Raw genomic sequence first — 16595 nt, 5'->3', positions numbered from 1 at the left:
TCTCCTATCGTGGCCCTCGATGGTCCTCTCACCGGACCAATGCGCCGGGCCGTCGCGGTGCTCCCTCACGACGCAGGAAGGCTGAGCCCCGTGTGCGGCATCATCGGTCTCCACCTCCGCGACCCCGCGCTGCACCCGGTGCTGGGACGCCTGCTCGACGACATGCTCGGCGGCGTCGCGGAGCGCGGGCCCGACTCGGTGGGCATCGCCGTCTACGGCGACGAGGAGCGCACCCCGCCGGGCCACGCGGCCGTGTCGGTGCTGCGTGCCCCCGGTGACCTCGCGGCCACCGTCGGCGGGCTCCTGCCGGGCGCGCCCGCGGTGTGCGCGCAGGCGGCGGGGGACACGACGGTGCTCACCGCGCCGGTCGCCGTCGACGCGCTGGTCGCCGCGGTGTCCGCGGCCGCGCCGGACGCGCTGGTCGTCGGCAGCGGCACCGACCTCGTCGTCTACAAGGGCGCGGGCCACCCCCGGGACCTCGCCCGCACCTACGGGCTGCGCGACGTCACCGGCTGGCAGGGCCTGGCCCACACCCGCATGGCGACGGAGTCGGCGATCAACCCGGAGGGCTGCCACCCGTACTCGGTGGGCGCCGACCAGTGCCTGGTGCACAACGGGTCGTTCTCCAACCACGCCACCGTCCGCCGCGAGCTCCAGCGCCGGGGGACGGCGTTCGACTCGGAGAACGACTCCGAGGTCGGCGCGCGGTTCGTGGCGGCGTGCCTCGCCGAGGGCGACGACCTCGAGAAGGCGCTGCTGCGCCTCGGGGAGACGTTCGACGGCTTCTACACGCTGCTCGTCACCACCGCCGACGGGTTCGCGGTGGTCCGCGACGAGATCGCGTGCAAGCCCGCGGTGATCGCCGAGCACCCGCGCTGGGTGGCCATGGCCTCGGAGTTCCGGGCGCTGGCCGACCTGCCCGGCATCGACGAGGCCCGGATCTTCGAGCCCGACCCCGGCCGGGTGTACACGTGGCAGCGCTGAGCCGCGCCGAGGCCGAGGCTCGCGAGACCGCAACGAGCACCGCCCACACCGTGACGGTCGACCTCGCCACCGCGACCGTCCGGTCGCTCAACGCCGAGCTCCACCGGCCCACCGCGACGTCCTACGAGGTGCTCCACCCGCACGGCGCGCACTCGATCGCGGCCGGCGTCCACGACGAGATCGACGTGCACGTCCGCGGGCACGCCGGCTACTTCTGCGCCGGGATGAACCAGCTGGCGCACGTCGTGGTCGACGGTTCGGCGGGCAACGGCGTCGCCGAGAACATGATGTCCGGGACCGTGCGGGTCCGCGGGGACGCGTCGCAGTCGGCCGGCGCGACCGGGCGCGGCGGGCTGCTGGTCGTCGAGGGCTCGGCGTCGATGCGCTGCGGCATCTCGATGAAGGGCATCGACATCGTCGTGGGCGGGTCGGTGGGCCCGATGAGTGCGTTCATGGCCCAGGCGGGGCGGATGGTCGTGTGCGGCGACGCCGGCGACGGGCTCGGCGACTCGATCTACGAGGCGCGGCTCTACGTGCGCGGGTCGGTGGGCGCGCTCGGTGCCGACTGCGTCGAGAAGGAGATGCGCGACGAGCACCGGGCCGAGCTCGCCGAGCTGCTCGCCGCGGCGGGGTTCGAGCACGGCGACCAGCAGCTCCGGGAGTTCCGCCGCTACGGCTCGGCCCGCGGCCTCTACCACTTCACCAGCGAGCACTCGGGGACGTACTAGATGAGGGATCCCTCGGAGCGGGGCCTGCGCGAGTCGGCGACGTTCGACCGGGCGTCCATCGCCGCGATCCAGCACGCCGCGCGCACCGGCGTCTACGACATCCGCGGGTGGGGCGCCAAGCGCGCGGTGCCGCACTTCGACGACCTGCTCTTCCTCGGCGCGTCGATGTCGCGCTACCCGCTCGAGGGCTACCGCGAGCGCTGCGACACCGACGTCGTGCTCGGCGACCGCCACGCGACACGGCCGCTGCACCTGGACATCCCCGTGACCATCGCCGGCATGAGCTTCGGCGCGCTCTCGGCGCAGGCCAAGGAGGCGCTGGGCCGGGGCGCGTCCGAGGTGGGCACGTCGACCACCACCGGCGACGGCGGCATGACCGACGAGGAGCGCGGCGAGTCGACGACGCTGGTCTACCAGCTGCTGCCCAGCCGGTACGGGATGGACCCCGACCACCTGCGGGCCGCCGACGCCATCGAGGTGGTCCTCGGGCAGGGCGCCAAGCCGGGCGGCGGCGGGATGCTGCTCGGGCAGAAGATCTCCGACCGGGTCGCCGAGATGCGCACCCTGCCGGCGGGGATCGACCAGCGCTCGGCGTGCCGGCACCCGGACTGGACCGGGCCCGACGACCTGACCATCAAGATCGGTGAGCTGCGCGAGATCACCGACTGGGAGAAGCCGATCTACGTCAAGGTCGGCGCGACCCGCACGTACTACGACGTCAAGCTCGCCGTGGCCGCGGGCGCGGACGTCGTGGTGGTGGACGGGATGCAGGGCGGCACGGCGGCCACCCAGGAGGTGTTCATCGAGCACGTCGGCATCCCGATCCTCGCGGCCATCCCGCAGGCGGTGGCGGCCCTGCAGGAGCTCGGGCTGCACCGGAAGGTCCAGCTGATCGTCTCCGGCGGGATCCGCACCGGCGCGGACGTCGCGAAGGCGATGGCCCTGGGCGCGGACGCCGTCGCGATCGGGACCGCGGCGCTCATCGCGCTGGGCGACAACGACCCGCAGTACGCCGCGGAGTACGAGGCGATCGGCTCCGCGGCGGGCTACTACGACGACTTCCAGGACGGCCGCGACCCCGCCGGGATCACCACGCAGGACCCGGAGCTCGCGAGCCGTCTCGACCCCGTCGAGGGCGGGCGCCGCGTCGCGAACTACCTGCGCGTGCTGACCATGGAGGCCCAGACCCTCGCCCGGGCCTGCGGGAAGGCGCACGTCCAGCACCTCGAGCCCGAGGACCTCGTCGCGCTCACCATCGAGGCCGCGGCGATGGCGCGGGTGCCGCTGGCGGGCACGTCGTGGATCCCCGGCGCCGGGAGCTGACGGGCGGCGTGCGGCACCGGGGATAGGGTGACCCGATGGAGTCCGTGGTGGCGCACCCGCACCCCGAGGGCCGCTCGCCCGCCACCGCCCACGCGGCGGGACGCGCCTGATGTCGCGGGTGGTGAGCGCGCGCCGCGAGGTCGCCGCCTCGGCGGCGACGATCTTCGAGCTGATCGCCGACCCGGCCCGCCAGCCGCTGTGGGACGGCAACGAGAACCTCGCCGAGGCCGCCGACGACCAGCGCGTCCGGGCCGTCGGCGACGTCTTCCGCACGCGGCTGACGATGGGCGAGGTGCGGGAGAACCACGTCGTCGAGTTCGAGGAGGGCCGCCGGCTCGCCTGGCGTCCCGCCGAGCCGGGCTCGCCGCCGCCGGGGCACCTGTGGCGCTGGGAGCTCGAGCCGCTCGCCGCGGACCGGACGGCGGTCACGCACACCTACGACTGGACCGACCTCACCGACGAGGGCCGCTTCCGACGCGCCCGCGCGACGACGTCCGAGCGCCTCGCGGCCTCGCTGGACCGGCTCGCCGCGCTGGCCGAGGGCTGCTGAGCAGAGGACCGGCGGACCGGTGGGTCGACCCGTGTCCGGAGGACACGGGTCGGGGGCGCCGGGCTCGTGAGCGTCAGGACGTCTCCGACGTCACACGGCGCCGGGCGGCCTCGGCGACGGCGTCGACGATGCCCGTGTAGCCGGTGCAGCGGCAGATGTTGCCCGACATCTCGGCGCGGATCGTCTCGCGGCCGGGGTCGGGGTCGGTGTCGAGCAGGTGCACGGCGGTCATGAGCATCCCGGGGGTGCAGGCGCCGCACTGCAGGCCGTGGCACCGCGAGAACGCCTCCTGCAGCGGGTGCAGGGTGCCGTCGTCGCCCGCGAGGCCCTCGACGGTCGCCACGGACGCGCCGTCGGCCTGCACGGCGAGCATCAGGCACGCGCGCACCGGCTCGCCGTCGACGAGCACCGTGCAGGCACCGCACACGCCGTGCTCGCAGCCGACGTGGGTGCCGGTCAGGCCCAGGTCGTCGCGCAGCGCGTCGACCAGCGTGCGGCGGGGCTCGACGTCGAGGCGGTGGCGCTCGCCGTTGACCGTCACGGTGATCTTCATGCGGGCTCCCGGACGGGACGGAGGTGCCCGGCGAGGTCCGCGAGCGCCCGGAGGGTCATCTGCTCGGTGAGCGCGCGGCGGTAGCCGGCGCTGCCGTGCAGGTCGGAGGCGGGGTCGACGTCGTCGGCGGCGGCCGCGGCGAGGAGCGTGACCCGGTCGTCGGAGACGTCCCCGTCCACCGTGGCGAGGTCGCCGGCGTCGACGAGGTGGGGCACGCCGGCGACGCCGCCGACGACGATCCGCACCCGCTCGCCGAAGCGCGCCGCGGCCACGGAGACGACGGCGAAGTCGCCGTGGCGGCGGGCGAACTCGGCGAACCCCCACGCGTCGGGCACCGGCAGCTCGACGCCGGTGATCATCTCGGTGTCCGCGAGGGCGCTCTGCAGCGCGCCGACGAACAGCTCGTCGGCCCGCAGTCGCCGTGTGCCGGACGGCCCGGCCACCTGCACCGCGCCGTCGCAGGCGCGCAGTACCGCGGGCAGCTCGGCGGCGGGGTCGGCGTGCGCGAGGCTGCCGGCCAGCGTGCCGCGGCTGCGGATGGCGGTGTGCCCGATCCAGCGGGCGGCCTCGGCGGCGAGCGGGTGCTGACGCTGGTCGGCGAGCGCGAGGTGGCGCACCAGGGCGCCCGCGTGCAGCACCCCGTCGCGCCGCTCGAGGCCGGCCAGCCCCGGGATGCGGTTGACGTCGACGAGGACGGCGGGGCGGGCCAGGCGCAGCGCGAGGACCGGGACGAGGCTCTGGCCGCCGGCGAGGATCTTGCCCTCGTCGCCGGCGGCCTGCAGGGCGTCCACGGCGTCGGCGACGCTCGTCGCGCGGTGATAGTCGAACGGGGGGCACTTCACGGGTGCACCAGCTCCCAGACCCGCGCCGGGGTGACGGGCAGGTCGTCGATCTCCACGCCGAGGGCGTCGGCGAGCGCCCCGGCCACCACGGCGTTCGGGGCGAGCGTGCCGCCCTCGCCGACGCCGCGGACCCCGGTCGGGTTGGCCGCCGGGGTGCTGACGTGGCCGATGCGCAGCTCGGGGATCTCGCCGGCGGTGGGCATGAGGTAGTCGAGCAGGGTGCCGGTGGAGAGGTTGCCGGCGTCGTCGTAGACGAGGTGCTCGTACATGGCGCCACCGATGCCCTGCGCGATCGAGCCGGCGATCTGCCCGTCGACGATCACGGGGTGGACGATCCGGCCGGCGTCCTCGACGCAGACCCAGTCCAGGATGCCGATCTCGCCGGTGGCGGGGTCGAACTCGAGGGCGGCGATCTGGGCGCCGGCGGCGAACGCGCCGCGGATCGGGTCGTAGAACTTCGTGCCCTCCAGGCCGGGCTCGAAGCCCTCGGGCAGGCGGTCGGACTGCAGGTAGGCCACTTTCGCGACCTCGGCCAGCGAGATGATCGGCTTCGCCTGGCCGGCCATGTACACCTGCCCGCCGCGCAGGTCCAGCTCCTCGACCGGCGCCTCCTTGAGGGCCGCGGCGAGCGCGAGGGCCTTGCCGCGGACGTGCTCGCCCGCGAGGTGGGCGGCGCCGCCGCCGATCACGGCCTGGCGGGAGGAGAAGGCCCCGAAGCCCCACAGCGACTGGTCGGTGTCGCCGATGCGGACCTCGACGTCGCCGTAGTCGACGCCGAGCGCGTCCGCGACGACCTGCGCCATCGTCGTCTCGAGACCCTGGCCCTGGGAGGTCACGCCGGAGAACACGGTGACGGCGCCGTCGGGGTTGATCCGCACGGTGCAGGCGTCGTGGCCGGTCCGGAAGGCCATGCGGGGCCCGGCGGACGCGGCGCGACCCAGGCCGGTGAGCTCGTTGTAGATCCCGACGCCGATGCCGAGCGGCCGGCCGCCGTCGCGACGGCGGCGCACCTGCTCGCCGCGCCAGCGGTGGAGGTCGAACGTCGCGACGGCCCGGTCGAGGCAGGCCTCGTAGGCGCCGGAGTCGTCGACCAGGCGCGACGGCATCCGGTAGGGGACGTCGGCGGGGAGGATGAGGTTGCGGCGGCGCAGGGCGATCGGGTCCATCCCCAGGGCCCGGGCGCCGGAGTCCATCAGCGCCTCCATCGCGAACACCGTCGAGGGCCGGGCGACGCCGCGGTACGGGCCGGACGGGCTGGTGTTGGTGGCGACCCCGCGCACGGTGCACTCGTAGTCCGCGAGCTTGTAGGGGCCGGTGAGCAGGCCGCCGGCCATGAGGGGCTCGATGCCGGCGGTCCACGGGTGGACGGAGTAGGCGCCCGCGTTGCACCAGACGTCGGCCTTGACGGCGAGCAGCTCACCGTCGGCGGCGAACCCCGCGCGCAGGACGTAGCGGTGGTCGCGGGCGTGGGTGGCCGCGAGCAGGTGCTCGACGCGGTCCTCGACCCACTTCAGCGCGGTGCCGGGCATCGCCATGGCCATGAGGCACAGCGCGACGTCCTCGGGGTAGAGCACGGCCTTGACGCCGAACCCGCCACCGACGTCGGGGGCGATGACCCGGATGTTGCCCTCGGGCAGGTCGAGCAGCTCCGCGAGCTGGGTCCGCACGATCCAGGGCACCTGGGTGCCCGACCAGAAGGTCAGCTTCCGGTCCGCGGCCTCGTAGCGCGCGACGCCGGCCCGGCACTCGACGGGGTTGCCGCCATGGCGGTTGGTGGTGAGCTCCCGGTCGACGACGACGTGCGCGTCCGCGAGCGCGGCGTCGACGTCGCCCGCACGGAAGGTCCGCGACAGCAGCAGGTTGTCGGGCGCCTCGTCGTGGACGGGGTGCGCCGGCTCCGCCCACGCGCAGACCGTCGGGGGCAGCGGCTCGTAGTCGACGACGACGGCCTCGGCGCCGTCCTCGGCGACGTAGCGGTCGGTGGCGACGACGGCGGCGACGGCCTCTCCGGCGAAGCGGACCTTGCCGCGCGCCAGCGGTGGCTGGTCGGTCTCGACGTAGCCCGGCAGCGCCGACTGCGCGCGCATCGCGACCGGGCCGATCGCCGGGTGCTCGCCGGTGAACACCGCGGACACGCCCTCGACCTCGAGCGCCTCGGCGGTGTCGACGCCGGTGATCCGCCCGTGGGCGACGGGGCTGCGCACGAACGCGACGTGACGCATCCGCGGCAGCGCGAGGTCGGAGACGAAGCGGCCCCGCCCGGTGAGCAGGCGCGCGTCCTCCTTGCGGCGCACCGGGGTGCCGCTGGCGGGCCCGTGGTCTGCGGTCATCGCGGGGTCGGCGGCGGCCATCACGGCATCGCGAACCCGCCGTTGACCGAGACGACCTGGCCGGTGGTCCAGGACGAGCACGGCGAGGCGAGCAGCAGGATCGTCGGGGTCACGTCCTCGGGGCGCCCGAGGCGGCGCAGCGGGTAGAGCGCGGTGATCTTCTTCAGGCGCTCGTCGTCGGTGCCGCCGGCGTGGTCGGCGAACCGATCGGTCTGCACCAGGCCGATCGACACCGCGTTCGCGCGGATGCCGTGGCGCGCCAGCTCCTTGGCCAGCGACTTCGTCAGCCCGAGGGTCGAGCTCCGGGCGGTCGCGGTGACGGTGAGCCCCGACTCGCCGACGCGTCCCGAGTCGCCCATCAGCGAGACGATCGCGCCACCGCCGTGCTCGGCCATGCGCCGGGCGACGGCGTGCGAGATCCGCACGGTGCCGGTGACGGTCACGTCGATCTCGGCGGCGAACTCGTCGGCCGAGCGCTCGAGGAAGCGGCCGCGACTGGTCACCGCGGCGTTGTTGACGAGCACGCCGATCGGCCCGAGCTCCGACTCGACGGTCGCGACCGCGCGGCCCACGGCGTCGTCGTCGCGGGTGTCGACGGCGACCGCGATGGCCTTCACGCCGGCGGCGCGGGCGGCCGCGGCGGCCTCCTCGGCGCCGCCGGACGAGGTGTGGTGGCCGAACGCGACCTGGGCGCCCTCGGCGGCGAAGGCCTCGCCGATGGCGCGGCCGAGACCCTGGCCGGCCCCGGTGACCAGCACGGTGGTGCCGGCGAGCTGCAGATCCATGGCTCTCCTAGACGACGGTGAAGCGGCGCCGGCCGCCGACGGTGACGATCCGGCCGAACGCGAGGCCGGGGAAGTGGGCGGCGGCGACGAGGTCGCCGGTGGCGGCGACCTCGTCGGCGAGGCGGTGGCGCACCGCCTGGGCGGCGACGGGGTCGACGTCGAACACGGCCTGCCAGTCGGGCTCCTCGAGCTCCACCACCGAGTGGGCCACGTCGCCGATGAGCAGGGCGCGCTCGCCGCGGCTGGAGACGACGTAGCTGGTCGAGCCAGGGGTGTGGCCCGGCGTCGGGCGGGCGTCGAGCCCGGGGGCGACCGTGTGCTCGGCGTCGAAGGTCGCGAGGCGCTCGCGCAGCGGCGCGAGCTTGCGCACCGCGCCCGGGTCGGCGTCGGCGGCCTCGACGAAGTGCGCCCAGTCCGCCTCGTGCACGCGGCAGGTGGCCCGGTCGAAGACGACCTCGCCCTTGCTGGTGGCCCAGCCGACGTGGTCGAAGTGCAGGTGGGTGAACACCACGTCGGTGACCTGGTCGGTGGTGACGCCGAGCGCGGCGAGGGCGTCGAGGAACCCGCCGCCCGCGTACTGGTCGTTGTGGATGCGGCCGACGCCCGTGTCGACGAGCACGAGCCGGTCACCGGTGCGCAGGAGGAAACCGCCGAGCGTCAGCTCGAGGTCGCCGTGGGCGTCCAGGTGCTCGGGGTGGCAGGCCCACCGGTCGCCGCCCGGCGCGGTGAGCACCTCGCGGGCTCGCTCGCGCCCGGTCCCGTCGATCACGGGGACGATCTCGAGGTCGCCGACCCTCATGCCGTCACCTCGGCGTCGGTGAGCAGCCGCGCCAGCTCGAAGCGCTTGATCTTCCCGGAGCCCGTGCGCGGGATGACGTCGACGGTGCGGACGTCGGTGGGGACCTTGAACCAGGTGAGCCGCTCCCGGCAGTGCGCCGTGACGACCTCGGGATCGATCTCGGCACCGCTCCCCGGGACGACGAACGCCACCGGCACCTCCCCGAGATCGGGGTGGGCCCGGCCGACGACCGCCGCGTCGGCCACGCCGGGCGCGTCGAGCAGTGCGTTCTCGACCTCGGCGGGGTAGATGTTCTCGCCGCCGCGGATGATCATCTCCTTGGTACGCCCGCTGATCGTCAGGTAGCCGTCGGCGTCGGCGCGGGCGAGGTCGCCGGTGCGGTACCAGCCGTCGACGAGCACGCTCGCGGTCTGCTCCGGCTTGTTCCAGTAGCCGCGCATGACGCTCGGCCCGCGCACCCACAGCTCGCCCTCGCCGCCGGGCGGGGCGTCGGTGCCGGTCGCGGGGTCGACCAGCCGGACCGCGAGGCCCGGCAGCGGGAGGCCGCACGAGCCGTAGGGCCGCGTGCCGTGCGGCCAGTTCATGACGACCATCGTGGAGGTCTCGGTGATGCCGTAGCCGTCCAGCAGCTGGACCCCGAACACGCGCTCGAAGGCCTCGTCGACCGCCGCGGGCAGGATGGCGCCCGCCGAGACCGCGAGGCGCAGGCGGTGGGCCGGCGGCCGGTCGCCCGCCGCCTGCAGCAGGTAGGAGAAGCCGGTGGGGACGCCGGGCAGGACGGTGTAGCGGTCGGGTCCGCCCAGCATCTCGAGGATCCGGGTGGGGGAGAACCGCGGCAGGATGCGCTCGCTCGCGCCGGTCGCGACCACGGCCAGCACACACATGTCGAGGGCGTAGGAGTGGAACAGCGGCAGCGCCGAGAGCACGACGTCGTCGGGACCGAGGCCGACGATCGGGGCCCAGCACGCGGCGACCACCCAGAGGCAGCTGCGCAGGCTGAGCTCCACGCCCTTGGGGCGCCCGGTGGTGCCGGACGTGTAGAGCATGTAGGCGGTGACGTCGAGGTCGGCGGGGTCGGGGGCGACGACCCCGGGCTCGCGGGCGAGCAGGTCGGCGTAGGACGCCCATCCCGGCCGGGTGCCGCCGACGAGCACCACCGCGACGTCGGGTCCCACCAGGCCCGCGACCAGGTCGGCGTGCGCGGCGTCGGTGACCACGGCGCGGGCCCCGGAGTCGGCGAGCATGTACTCGAGCTCCGCCGCCGCCGCGTCCGGGTTGAGGCACACCGCGATCGCGGCGGCCCGGGGGACCGCGAGGTAGGTCTCCGCGACCTCGACCGCGTTGCCCATCACCATCGCGACGCGGTCGCCGGGGGCCACCCCGAGCGCGACCAGGTGGCCGGCGAGCCTGCGGGTCGACGTGGCGAGCTCCGCCCACGTCACCGACCGCACGTCGTCGGTGAACGCGACGTCCGCGGGACGGGCGGCGGCGTGGCCCTCCAGCAGGGCGTGGAGGGGCCGGATCACCTCGGTTCGCAGCATCGCGCCTCCCGGGCTGATGAACGCTCGTTAGTCGGACGGTAGCGAGCGTCACGTCTTCTCCACAAGGCTCACTAGCGCTCGTTCGTCGTGGCACCATGTCGGCCGTGAGCACGAACCCGGCCGACCTCGCGGAGCCGCGCGCCACCCGCACGGCGCTGACGCCCGACGTCGTCCTCGACGCGGCGCTCACGCTCTTCGCTCAACGCGGCTACCACGGCACGGCGCTGAGCCAGATCGCCGAGGTCCTCCGGGTCCGCACCCCCAGCCTCTACAACCACATGGGGTCCAAGCACGACCTGCTGCTCACGATCGTCGACCGCGCCACCGCCGGCGTGCTCGCCGACTTCCACCGGGTGGTCGATCCGGCCGACCCGCCCGTGGAACAGCTCCGCAAGGCCACGCACGTCTACGTCCACCGCCACGTCACCCACCGGCGCGAGGCGCTGGTGGTCAACCGGGACACCGGCAGCCTCGCCGAGCCCGCCGTCGGCGAGATGCAGGCCCGTCGTCGCGAGCACGAGCACGCGCTGCGCGCGGTGATCGCCGCCGGCGTCGCGGCGGGCGAGCTCCGCGTCGAATCCCCCGCGCTCGCGTCGTTCGCGATCCGGGAGATGTGCGTGAGCGTGGCGCGGTGGTTCTCCCCGCACGGTGCCCTCACCGCCGAGCAGGTCGCCGACCAGTACGTCGAGTTCGCGCTGCGCGTGGCCGGTCACCTCGAGCGCTGAGCCGCCCCCACCCGCGCGCGCAGCCACGTCCACGCCCCGGTGCACCACAGGGCCCAGGCGACGAGGACCGGCTGGTAGAGCAGGCGCACGGCCCGCTCCCGGTCGGTGTCGAGCCCGAAGGCGGAGCGCCCCTCGAGGTACTGCGCGACGTTGCCCGGGAAGATCACGACGAAGAACGCCGCGACGACGAGGCCGACGACGACGCGCCGCCGGGCGAACACCAGGAGCGCCAGGCCGAGGAGGATCTCGACGACGCCGGACACAACCACGACGACATCGGCGTCGGCGGGGAACCACGACGGCACCTGCGCCCGGAACGCGACCCGGGCGACGGTGAGGTGCGCCGTCCCGGCGCCGATCAGCGCGAGACCGAGCACGACGCGGGCGACGGTGCGCAGGACCGCGCCGACCCGGGACGCGGTGCTCACGGCGACCGGAGCACGTCGAGGAGCGCCGCCGTCACCACCCGGAGCTCCTCGTCGCCCCACCGCTCGGCGAGGCGCGCGTCGATGTCGGCGACGATCCGCATCCCGACCTCTCGCAGGCGGGCGCCCTCCTCGGTGACGTGCAGCTCGGCGGTGCGCCCGCGCCCGGGATCGGTGCCCCGCGTGACGGCGCCGCGCTGCTCCAGGGCGGTCAGCGTGGCCTGCATGCTCTGCGGGGTGACGCCCGCGCGCCGCGCGAGCTCGCTGTAGGACAGCCCCGGGCGAGCCGCGAGGTGGCCAAGCGCCGCGACGTGCCGCAGCGCGATCCCCTCCGCCCGCAGGCCCTCCTCGACCTGCTCGCGGAGGCGGCGACCGAGGGCCATGAGCAGGAACGCCGGGCTGGTCGGTGGCTCCCCGGACGTCACGGCGGGCACCCTACTGGCCGCGGGTGCAGCCCGACTGTAACATGTTTCAGGCAGGCTGGAACACAGCGACCGGGAGAGGTGCCCGTGGACGTCCAGATCGTGCTCTTCGACGGCTTCGACCCCCTCGACGTGCTCGGGCCCTACGAGGTCCTGCACCTCGGCGGCGGGCTCGCGGGTGGCGCGGTGAGCGTCGAGCTCGTCAGCGCCGAGGGGGCACGCGCGGTGCCGAGCGGGCTGCCCGCGGTGTCGCTCACGGCGTCGGCTCGGCTCGACCCGGCGGCCGCCGACCTCGTCGTCGTGCCCGGTGCCGCGGGCTCGCTGTCGCTCGACCCCACGGAGGAGGGGAGCGTCGCGTCGCTGCTCGCCCGCGCGGGCCGCGGGCCGCTCGGCCCGGCCCTGCGCGAGGCCGTCGAGCGCCCGGACACCGTCGTCGCCACGGTGTGCGGCGGGTCGCTGCTGGTCGCGTGGGGCGGGCTCGCCGACGGCCGTCCCCTCGTCACGCACGACCGGGGCCGGGACCTCGAGGGCACCGCCGCGCGTCCGGTGGAAGCACGGGTCGTCGACGACGGCGACCTCGTCAGCGCCGGCAACGTCACCTGCGGTCTCGACCTGGCCCTGTACCTGCTCGAACGCGAGATCGGCCCGCAGGTGGCGCACGCCGTCGAGCAGGTCATCCGCCTCGAGCGGCGCGGGACAGTGTGGCGGTCGGCGGCATGAGTGCCGTCCTGCTCGCCGTCCACGTCCTGGCGGCGATCGTGGCGATCGGGCCGGTCTGCGTGGCCGCGAGCATGTTCCCGCCCGAGGCGCGGCGGGCGCTCGGCGAGGAGCCCGGCGCGGCGGCGAGGCTGCCCGTGCTCGCCCGCATCTGCCGCACCTATGCCCTCGTCGGCGTCGCCGTCCCGGTGTTCGGGCTCGCCACGGCGTCGTCGATGGGCGTGCTCACCGAGCCGTGGGTGCTCGTGTCGATCGTGCTGACCGTGGCGGCGGCAGGCGTGCTCGCGGGGATGGTCCTGCCCCGCCAGCGGGCGCTGCTGGAGGGCGCCGGTCCGCGCGAGGCCCTGGTCGCCACGACCGGCCGGCTCGCCGCCGTTACCGGCGTGTTCAACCTGCTCTGGGCGGTGGTGACGGTGCTGATGATCGTGCGGCCCGGCTCGAGCACGGGGGTGTGAGCGTGCCGCTGCGCCTCGCCGCCACCGTCGAGCTCGTCAGCCTCGTGGTCCTGCTCGCGAACCTCGCGACGGTGCACCTCGACGGCGTCGCCGCGCTCGTCGGCCCGGTCCACGGTTGCGCCTACCTCGTGGCCGTCGCGCTCACGGTGGCCCGCGCCGGGTGGCGTTCTCGTGCGGCGGCGCTGTCCGTGGTGCCCGCGGTCGGGGGGTGGGCGGCGGCCGTCGCGCTGGAGAGGGCGGCGGGCGCCGCCGGCTGACGCCGACTCCACGGCGCGACGTATCGCCCGACCGGGCGGGTCGTTGTCTCTCCGTGACCAGACGAGAGCGCACGGCGTCCGGCGGCCCCACCCGGTACGTCCTCACGGCCCTGGGCGTCTTCCTGTTCGCGCTGCTGGTCGTCACGGGCACGGAGCTGGTCATCGGCCACCCGCTCTCCGGCGGCCTCGACGGCCAGACGTCCATGAGCACGCTGTTCGTGACGCCCGGGGACTGACCCCGCCGGCTCACGCCACCGGCGAGAACACCGCCCACACGCGCCCCGGCTCCTCGACCGGGCGCACATCCAGCTCGTAGCCGTACCGCCGCGCGATCACCGCGGCCTCGTCGCTGTTGACGCTGCGGATCGTCAGCCCGACCTTCTGGTCGCGCAGCACCCGTGCGGCCAGCGCCTGGTCCAGCCGGCCCATCTCGAACCCGGCCGCCCACTGCTCGGCGTCGACCGAACCCTCCCGCGTGCCCTCGCGCATCCCGCGACCTCCTCCACATCCGGCGCGCCCCAAGTGTTGACCCTGCCAAACGCTCCTGTCTACAGTCATCGGCGTCAGATATATCAGTTGGCTACGATGAGGATCGCGGATGACGATCACAGTCGCCCCCGCAGCCCGAACGCTCGACCGGACGCTCGCCGAGGCCGACCCCGAGGTGCACGCCCAGGTGCAGCACGAGGTCCGCCGGCAGGACCGGACGCTCGAGATGATCGCGAGCGAGAACGTCGCGCCGCTCGCGGTCCGCCAGGCCCAGGGCTCCGTCCTGACCAACAAGTACGCCGAGGGCTACCCCGGCCGGCGCTACTACGGCGGCTGCGAGCACGTCGACGTGATCGAGCAGCTCGCGATCGACCGGGTCTGCGCCCTGTTCGGCGCGCAGTACGCCAACGTGCAGCCGCACTCGGGCGCGCAGGCCAACGCCGCGGTGATGGCGGCGCTGCTCGAGCCGGGCGACACGATCCTCGGCCTCGCGCTCGCCCACGGCGGCCACCTCACCCACGGCATGCACCTGAACTTCTCGGGGCGCCTCTACGACGTCGCGGCCTACCACGTGCGCGCCGAGGACCAGCGCGTCGACATGGACGAGGTCCGCCGGCTCGCCCACGAGCGCCGCCCGAAGCTCATCGTCGCCGGCTGGTCGGCGTACCCGCGCCGGCTCGACTTCGCGGCGTTCCGCGCGATCGCCGACGAGGTCGGCGCCTACCTCATGGTCGACATGGCCCACTTCGCCGGCCTCGTCGCCGCGGGCCTGCACCCGTCGCCGGTGCCGCACGCGCACGTCGTCACCTCGACGACGCACAAGACCCTCGGCGGCCCCCGCGGCGGCATCATCCTCGCCGGCGACCGCGAGCTCGCGAAGAAGCTGAACTCCAGCGTCTTCCCCGGTCAGCAGGGCGGCCCGCTCGAGCACGTCATCGCGGCCAAAGCGGTCGCCTTCAAGCTCGCCGGCGAGCCGGAGTTCGCACAGCGCCAGGAGCGCACGCTCACCGGTGCCCGCCTCCTCGCCGAGCGCCTCCTCGCCGAGCCCGGGCTCGGCGTCGTCTCCGGCGGCACCGACGTCCACCTCGTGCTGGTCGACCTGCGCGAGGCCGAGCTCGACGGCCGGCAGGCCGAGGAGCGCCTGCGCCGCGTCGGGATCACGGTCAACCGCAACGCGGTCCCCTTCGACCCGCGCCCGCCGATGGTCAGCTCCGGCGTCCGCATCGGCACCGCCGCGCTCGCCGCCCGCGGGTTCGACGCCGACGACTTCCGCGAGGCCGCCGACGTCGTCGCCCTCGCCCTGCGCCCGCAGGTCACCGAGACCGAGATCGACGCGCTCGCGCAGCGGGTCGCCGCCCTCGCCGCCCGCCACCCCCTCGAGACGGAGACGCCGGCATGACCGCAGGCACCAGCGCACCGAACACCGCACCGAAGCCCCCGGGCGCCGACCTGCCCGAGCACCCCGACCACCTCTGGCGCGACGCCGAGCCGAAGAAGGCCTACGACGTCGTCATCGTCGGCGGCGGGGGCCACGGCCTGGCCACCGCGCACTACCTCGCCAAGCTCGGCATCACGAACGTCGCGGTGCTCGAGAAGGGCTGGCTCGCGGGCGGCAACATGGCCCGCAACACCACCCTCATCCGCTCGAACTACCTCTGGGACGAGTCCGCCGGCATCTACGAGCGGGCGCTCGAGCTCTGGGAGGGGCTCGAGGAGGACCTCGACTACCCGATCCTGTTCAGCCAGCGCGGCGTGCTCAACCTCGCGCACACGGAGCAGGACGTCCGCGACTCGGTGCGCCGCGTCGAGGCCAACAAGCTCAACGGCATCGACGCCGAGTGGCTCGGGCCCGACGAGGTGGCGAAGGTCTGCCCGATCGTCAACGTCTCCTCGGACATCCGCTACCCGGTCCAGGGCGCGACGTTCCAGCCGCGGGCGGGCATCGCCAAGCACGACTACGTCGCCTGGGGCTTCGCCCGCCGCGCCAGCGAGGCCGGGATCGACATCATCCAGGACTGCGAGGTCACCGGGTTCGTCACGGGAGGGTCGGGCGCCGACCGCGTCACCGGCGTGCGCACCACCCGCGGCACCATCGCCGCCGGCACCGTCGCCCTCTGCGCCGCCGGGCACACGTCGACGCTGCTGGACATGCTCGGCGTGCGCGCGCCGCTGCAGTCGCACCCGCTGCAGGCCCTGGTCTCCGAGCTCCTCGAGCCCGTGCACCCGACGATCGTCATGTCGAACGCGGTGCACGTGTACGTCTCGCAGGCCCACAAGGGCGAGCTGGTCATGGGCGCCGGCGTCGACAGCTACAACGGCTACGGCCAGCGCGGCGCGTTCCACGTCATCGAGCGCCAGATGGCCGCGGCCGTCGAGCTCTTCCCGGTCTTCGCCCGCGCGCACCTGCTGCGCAGCTGGGCCGGGATCGTCGACGTCACGCCGGACGCGAGCCCGATCATCGGGCACACGCCGTACGAGAACGTCTTCCTCAACTGCGGCTGGGGCACCGGCGGCTTCAAGGCCACCCCGGGACTGGGCTGGGCGTTCGCCGACACCCTCGCCCACGGCCGCCCCCACCCCCTCGTCGCGCCGTTCGGCCTCGACCGCTTCGTCAGCGGCGCCCTCGTCGACGAACACGGCGCCGCCGCCGTGGCCCACTGAATCGGATCT

At 74.7% G+C, this 16595-nt stretch carries 20 protein-coding genes; 11 read left to right on the top strand and 9 right to left on the bottom strand.

The window, feature by feature from the left end:
* Positions 1-90 precede the first annotated feature (90 nt).
* The 4 genes from PH190_RS05255 (at position 91) to PH190_RS05240 (ending at position 3585) form a co-directional block, all read left to right on the top strand.
* A complete protein-coding gene (locus PH190_RS05255; protein WP_274230428.1) occupies positions 91-984 on the top strand; it encodes a class II glutamine amidotransferase domain-containing protein in 894 nt (297 codons plus the stop codon).
* A complete protein-coding gene (locus PH190_RS05250; protein WP_274230427.1) occupies positions 972-1712 on the top strand; it encodes a glutamate synthase in 741 nt (246 codons plus the stop codon). Before PH190_RS05255 ends, PH190_RS05250 begins: the two co-directional genes overlap by 13 nt.
* A complete protein-coding gene (locus tag PH190_RS05245; RefSeq protein ID WP_274230426.1) occupies positions 1713-3035 on the top strand; it encodes an FMN-binding glutamate synthase family protein in 1323 nt (440 codons plus the stop codon).
* Between the two features lie 109 nt (positions 3036-3144).
* Positions 3145-3585: an SRPBCC family protein gene (locus tag PH190_RS05240; RefSeq protein ID WP_274230425.1), complete on the top strand. Its 441-nt coding sequence runs from the start codon at positions 3145-3147 to the stop codon at positions 3583-3585.
* Between the two features lie 73 nt (positions 3586-3658).
* Here the strand turns inward: PH190_RS05240 and PH190_RS05235 are convergent, their stop codons facing one another.
* Genes PH190_RS05235 through PH190_RS05210 form a run of 6 tightly spaced genes read right to left on the bottom strand, consistent with a single transcriptional unit; the run spans position 3659 to position 10435 of the window.
* Positions 3659-4138, bottom strand: coding sequence for a (2Fe-2S)-binding protein (locus tag PH190_RS05235; protein WP_274230424.1), 480 nt, complete (start codon positions 4136-4138; stop codon positions 3659-3661).
* Entirely contained in the window at positions 4135-4980 is an 846-nt protein-coding gene (locus PH190_RS05230; RefSeq protein WP_274230423.1) for an FAD binding domain-containing protein, read from the bottom strand. The genes PH190_RS05235 and PH190_RS05230 overlap by 4 nt, the downstream gene beginning before the upstream one ends.
* Positions 4977-7331, bottom strand: coding sequence for a xanthine dehydrogenase family protein molybdopterin-binding subunit (locus tag PH190_RS05225; protein ID WP_274230422.1), 2355 nt, complete (start codon positions 7329-7331; stop codon positions 4977-4979). Before PH190_RS05225 ends, PH190_RS05230 begins: the two co-directional genes overlap by 4 nt.
* Positions 7331-8095 carry an SDR family NAD(P)-dependent oxidoreductase gene (locus PH190_RS05220; protein WP_274230421.1) on the bottom strand — a complete coding sequence of 255 codons (765 nt, stop codon included), beginning with the start codon at positions 8093-8095 and terminating at the stop codon, positions 7331-7333. The genes PH190_RS05225 and PH190_RS05220 overlap by 1 nt, the downstream gene beginning before the upstream one ends.
* A 7-nt stretch (positions 8096-8102) precedes the next feature.
* A complete protein-coding gene (locus PH190_RS05215) occupies positions 8103-8894 on the bottom strand; it encodes an MBL fold metallo-hydrolase (protein ID WP_274230420.1) in 792 nt (263 codons plus the stop codon).
* Positions 8891-10435, bottom strand: a complete 1545-nt coding sequence (locus PH190_RS05210; RefSeq protein WP_274230419.1) for a class I adenylate-forming enzyme family protein — start codon at positions 10433-10435, stop codon at positions 8891-8893. The genes PH190_RS05215 and PH190_RS05210 overlap by 4 nt, the downstream gene beginning before the upstream one ends.
* A 104-nt stretch (positions 10436-10539) precedes the next feature.
* Between PH190_RS05210 and PH190_RS05205 the strand changes: the two genes are divergently transcribed.
* On the top strand, positions 10540-11160 hold the full coding sequence (locus tag PH190_RS05205) for a TetR/AcrR family transcriptional regulator (RefSeq protein ID WP_274230418.1): 621 nt from the start codon (positions 10540-10542) through the stop codon (positions 11158-11160).
* On the opposite strand, the gene PH190_RS05200 is transcribed toward PH190_RS05205, so the two are convergent.
* Together PH190_RS05200 and PH190_RS05195 are read right to left on the bottom strand one after the other, a co-directional pair.
* Positions 11145-11588, bottom strand: a complete 444-nt coding sequence (locus PH190_RS05200; protein WP_274230417.1) for a DoxX family protein — start codon at positions 11586-11588, stop codon at positions 11145-11147. The genes PH190_RS05205 and PH190_RS05200 overlap by 16 nt on opposite strands.
* Positions 11585-12010: a MarR family winged helix-turn-helix transcriptional regulator gene (locus tag PH190_RS05195; protein ID WP_274230416.1), complete on the bottom strand. Its 426-nt coding sequence runs from the start codon at positions 12008-12010 to the stop codon at positions 11585-11587. Before PH190_RS05195 ends, PH190_RS05200 begins: the two co-directional genes overlap by 4 nt.
* Positions 12011-12094: 84 nt before the next feature.
* Here PH190_RS05195 and PH190_RS05190 point away from each other — a divergent pair, with 84 nt between their 5' ends.
* From PH190_RS05190 to PH190_RS05175, 4 genes are read left to right on the top strand one after another with little or no spacing between them, the layout of a single operon-like run.
* Positions 12095-12727: a DJ-1/PfpI family protein gene (locus tag PH190_RS05190; RefSeq protein WP_274230415.1), complete on the top strand. Its 633-nt coding sequence runs from the start codon at positions 12095-12097 to the stop codon at positions 12725-12727.
* Positions 12724-13179 (top strand): hypothetical protein, encoded by a 456-nt coding sequence (locus PH190_RS05185; RefSeq protein ID WP_274230414.1) that lies wholly within the window; start codon positions 12724-12726, stop codon positions 13177-13179. Before PH190_RS05190 ends, PH190_RS05185 begins: the two co-directional genes overlap by 4 nt.
* Positions 13176-13436, top strand: a complete 261-nt coding sequence (locus PH190_RS05180; protein WP_274230413.1) for a DUF3817 domain-containing protein — start codon at positions 13176-13178, stop codon at positions 13434-13436. The genes PH190_RS05185 and PH190_RS05180 overlap by 4 nt, the downstream gene beginning before the upstream one ends.
* A 53-nt stretch (positions 13437-13489) precedes the next feature.
* Positions 13490-13672: a hypothetical protein gene (locus PH190_RS05175; RefSeq protein WP_274230412.1), complete on the top strand. Its 183-nt coding sequence runs from the start codon at positions 13490-13492 to the stop codon at positions 13670-13672.
* A gap of 10 nt (positions 13673-13682) precedes the next feature.
* Here PH190_RS05175 and PH190_RS05170 read toward each other — a convergent pair whose 3' ends face one another.
* Positions 13683-13925: a hypothetical protein gene (locus PH190_RS05170; protein WP_274230411.1), complete on the bottom strand. Its 243-nt coding sequence runs from the start codon at positions 13923-13925 to the stop codon at positions 13683-13685.
* Between the two features lie 109 nt (positions 13926-14034).
* Between PH190_RS05170 and glyA the strand changes: the two genes are divergently transcribed.
* Together glyA and PH190_RS05160 are read left to right on the top strand one after the other, a co-directional pair.
* Complete coding sequence (gene glyA / locus PH190_RS05165; protein ID WP_274230410.1) at positions 14035-15324, top strand: serine hydroxymethyltransferase; 1290 nt, start codon at positions 14035-14037, stop codon at positions 15322-15324.
* On the top strand, positions 15321-16586 hold the full coding sequence (locus tag PH190_RS05160) for a sarcosine oxidase subunit beta family protein (protein ID WP_274230409.1): 1266 nt from the start codon (positions 15321-15323) through the stop codon (positions 16584-16586). The genes glyA and PH190_RS05160 overlap by 4 nt, the downstream gene beginning before the upstream one ends.
* Positions 16587-16595: the final 9 nt, after the last annotated feature.

Source organism: Actinomycetospora straminea (assembly GCF_028737255.1).
Lineage (GTDB): Bacteria > Actinomycetota > Actinomycetes > Mycobacteriales > Pseudonocardiaceae > Actinomycetospora > Actinomycetospora straminea.
Note: the sequence above shows the minus strand (reverse complement) of the source record. Positions and strands in the feature narration are given on the sequence as shown.

What these genes read in the sequence shown, in the direction of transcription:
- PH190_RS05185 (WP_274230414.1), top strand. Translation starts at nt 12,724, where the DNA reads ATGAGTGCCGTCCTGCTCGCCGTCCACGTCCTGGCGGCGATCGTGGCG.
- PH190_RS05240 (WP_274230425.1), top strand. Translation starts at nt 3,145, where the DNA reads ATGTCGCGGGTGGTGAGCGCGCGCCGCGAGGTCGCCGCCTCGGCGGCG.
- PH190_RS05210 (WP_274230419.1), bottom strand. Translation starts at nt 10,435, where the DNA reads ATGCTGCGAACCGAGGTGATCCGGCCCCTCCACGCCCTGCTGGAGGGC.
- PH190_RS05170 (WP_274230411.1), bottom strand. Translation starts at nt 13,925, where the DNA reads ATGCGCGAGGGCACGCGGGAGGGTTCGGTCGACGCCGAGCAGTGGGCG.
- PH190_RS05220 (WP_274230421.1), bottom strand. Translation starts at nt 8,095, where the DNA reads ATGGATCTGCAGCTCGCCGGCACCACCGTGCTGGTCACCGGGGCCGGC.
- PH190_RS05225 (WP_274230422.1), bottom strand. Translation starts at nt 7,331, where the DNA reads ATGGCCGCCGCCGACCCCGCGATGACCGCAGACCACGGGCCCGCCAGC.
- PH190_RS05245 (WP_274230426.1), top strand. Translation starts at nt 1,713, where the DNA reads ATGAGGGATCCCTCGGAGCGGGGCCTGCGCGAGTCGGCGACGTTCGAC.
- PH190_RS05235 (WP_274230424.1), bottom strand. Translation starts at nt 4,138, where the DNA reads ATGAAGATCACCGTGACGGTCAACGGCGAGCGCCACCGCCTCGACGTC.
- glyA (WP_274230410.1), top strand. Translation starts at nt 14,035, where the DNA reads ATGACGATCACAGTCGCCCCCGCAGCCCGAACGCTCGACCGGACGCTC.
- PH190_RS05160 (WP_274230409.1), top strand. Translation starts at nt 15,321, where the DNA reads ATGACCGCAGGCACCAGCGCACCGAACACCGCACCGAAGCCCCCGGGC.
- PH190_RS05215 (WP_274230420.1), bottom strand. Translation starts at nt 8,894, where the DNA reads ATGAGGGTCGGCGACCTCGAGATCGTCCCCGTGATCGACGGGACCGGG.